The sequence below is a fragment of the Halomonas sp. BM-2019 genome (assembly GCF_017584085.1).
Genome location: NZ_CP071922.1, coordinates 2,139,780 through 2,142,741 on the forward strand (window position 1 = coordinate 2,139,780; position 2,962 = coordinate 2,142,741).

The 2,962-nt window shown below is 51.1% G+C and carries 3 protein-coding genes; 1 reads left to right on the plus strand and 2 read right to left on the minus strand.

What is annotated here, in order from left to right; translation table 11 throughout:
* Positions 1-176: 176 nt before the first annotated feature.
* Together J5F18_RS10610 and J5F18_RS10615 are read right to left on the minus strand one after the other, a co-directional pair.
* Positions 177-1,349: an isovaleryl-CoA dehydrogenase gene (locus tag J5F18_RS10610; protein ID WP_346298622.1), complete on the minus strand. Its 1,173-nt coding sequence runs from the start codon at positions 1,347-1,349 to the stop codon at positions 177-179.
* Positions 1,346-1,795, minus strand: a complete 450-nt coding sequence (locus tag J5F18_RS10615; RefSeq protein WP_290564247.1) for a MerR family DNA-binding transcriptional regulator — start codon at positions 1,793-1,795, stop codon at positions 1,346-1,348. The genes J5F18_RS10610 and J5F18_RS10615 overlap by 4 nt, the downstream gene beginning before the upstream one ends.
* A gap of 124 nt (positions 1,796-1,919) precedes the next feature.
* Here J5F18_RS10615 and J5F18_RS10620 point away from each other — a divergent pair.
* The coding region (locus J5F18_RS10620; RefSeq protein ID WP_346298623.1) for an acetyl-CoA C-acyltransferase at positions 1,920-2,962 on the plus strand (1,043 nt) is incomplete at its 3' end.

Here is a 2,962-nt window from a genome sequence, read left to right on the forward strand (position 1 = left end):
GCAATTTGCCGCGCGCCACATGACGTTCTTGGTAGCTTTTACCGCCGCCTTGTTTAATTTGTTCTGCTTTCGCTTGCAAGTCAGCAAGGACCTCAAGCATTGCCTCACGATTGGCTAAAAAACCTTCATCGCGCGGATTCACTTTACTAGTAAGGATGGCCACAATTCGGTTCCTTTTATTTGGATTCGGTGAATAACTCACGGCCGATCAGCATTCGGCGAATTTCTGACGTGCCAGCACCAATTTCATAAAGTTTAGCATCCCGCAGTAAACGGCCGGTCGGGTACTCATTAATATAGCCGTTGCCGCCGAGCAACTGAATCGCGTCGAGGGCCATTTTGGTGGCGAGTTCGGCAGCGTAAAGAATCGCCCCAGCAGCATCTTTGCGGGTCGTTTCGCCGCGGTCACAGGCTTTTGCGACTGCGTAAACATACGCGCGTGCCGCATTCATTTGGGTGTACATGTCGGCGACTTTACCTTGCACCAGCTGGAACTGGCCGATCGACTGCCCAAACTGCTCACGCTCGTGAATGTAAGGCACGACCACATCCATACAGGCTTGCATGATACCTAGCGGGCCAGCAGCCAGAACGGCACGCTCATAGTCAAGGCCGCTCATGAGGACTTTCACGCCTTGATTGAGTTCGCCTAAAATGTTCTCGGCCGGGACGCGAGCATCTTCGAATACTAGTTCACAGGTGTTAGAGCCACGCATGCCAAGTTTGTCGAGCTTTTGTGCCGTGCTAAAACCTGGGGTGTTGTCTTTTTCAATAATGAACGCAGTAATTCCTTTTGAACCGGCACCCGGCTCAGTTTTTGCGTACACGACTAAGACATCAGCGTCTGGACCATTGGTGATCCACATTTTGTTGCCGTTCAGAATGTAATGATCGCCATCTTTCTTGGCGTGCAGCTTCATGCTGACGACATCCGAGCCGGCATTCGGCTCACTCATAGCAAGAGCGCCGACGTGTTCACCGCTGACTAATTTTGGTAAATATTTCTCTTTCTGCGCTTGCGAGCCGTTAATTTTGATTTGGTTAACGCATAAGTTCGAGTGCGCACCATAGCTTAAGCCGACTGACGCGGACGCGCGGCTGATTTCTTCCATCGCGATGACGTGCTCAAGATAGCCCATCTCGGCGCCACCAAACTCTTCAGGAACGGTAATACCGAGAAGGCCCATGTCACCGAACTTGCGCCATAAGTCAGCAGGAAACTCATTTTTCTCGTCGATCTCGGCCGCACGCGGAGCAATTTCGTCACGGGCAAAGGCATTGACTTGCTCGCGAATCATGTCAGCGGTTTCGCCGAGGTCAAAATTAAATGGTTTATACATGCTGATCATAGGGACTCCTTGGATTTTTCATTGAGCTCTGCACGACAGCCGGCTTCAACCGCAGTGAGTTCATGCAAAACAACTTTAATATCTTCTAATTGCTGGCGTAGCGCTGATTTTTTGTCTTCAATTAAACGCAACATGGTTTGTAATTGATTGACGCTGCTGCCGTCGCGGTCATACATGTCAAAAAGGGTTTTGGTTTCCGCGAGGGTAAAGCCTAAACGTTTACCGCGCAGAATCAGTTTTAATCGCACTCGATCTTTTTGATGATAAATACGGGTCTGGCCGCGACGCTCTGGGATAAGTAAGCCTTGGTCTTCGTAAAAACGAATGCTGCGCGTCGTAATATCAAACTCACGCGAGAGGTCGCCGATGCTAAACGTGTCCTGAGTTCGGCGCACCCGTTCTGGGCTTGTTTCAAACTCAGCCGTGTCAATTTGCGGTTTAATCATGATTCGAATCCAATGGTCACTTGCCATGAGGCATTCACAGGCGTTAAGCTATCACGAAGTTTACGTTAACGTAAAGTGCTGAGCATGCTCGGCCTAACATTTTTATTACAGCAGGAGAAAGGAAATGAGCTCAGATTCAGTTGTCATTGTCGCCGCTGCGCGTACCCCTATGGGTGGCTTTATGGGCGAACTTAGTGCCGTGAGCGCGCCAGACCTTGGTGCTCAGGCGATTCGTGCCGCAATAGAGCGCTCGGGCCTTGCCGGCGAAGACGTCAGTGAAGTGATTATGGGCTGTGTTTTACCTGCCGGTTTAAAACAAGCACCCGCACGTCAAGCCATGTTAGCCGCAGGCTTACCACTAGGCACCGGCGCAACCACGATCAATAAGGTCTGTGGCTCAGGCTTGAAAACCGTGATGTTCGGTCATGATTTGATCAAAGCAGGCTCTGCCGATGTGGTCGTAGCGGGTGGTATGGAAAGCATGTCCAACGCACCGTATTTGCTCGACAAAGCGCGCAGCGGTTACCGCATGGGTCATGGTCAAGTGCTTGATCACATGATGTTCGATGGTTTGCAGGATGCCTATGAAGGCAAAGCCATGGGTTGTTATGCCCAAGACACGGCCGATGCCTATGGCTTTAGTCGTGAAGCGATGGACGACTTTGCCATTCGTTCACTGACTCGTGCGCAAGACGCGATTGCAAACGGTTTGTTTGCGGACGAAATTACACCGGTGAGCTACAGTGATCGGAAAGGTGATGTGACGGTCAGTACCGACGAGCAACCGGGCAAAGCACGTATTGATAAGATTCCAAGCCTACGTCCAGCATTTGCCAAAGACGGCACCGTGACCGCAGCGAACTCTTCGTCCATTTCTGATGGCGCAGCTGCCTTAGTGCTCATGCGTGAAAGCGAAGCGCAAGCACGTGGTTTACAGCCTCTTGCCCGCATTGTCAGCCATGCAACCCATTCACAGAAACCGTCAGAGTTCACTATGGCACCGGTTGGCGCTATGAATAAGGCACTGGAAAAAGCAGGCTGGAGCAAAGACGACGTTGACGTTTGGGAAATTAACGAAGCGTTCGCTATGGTCACCATGATTGCCATTCACGACATGCAGTTAGACGCGGACAAGGTTAATGTTCACGGTGGTGCATGTGCGCTAGG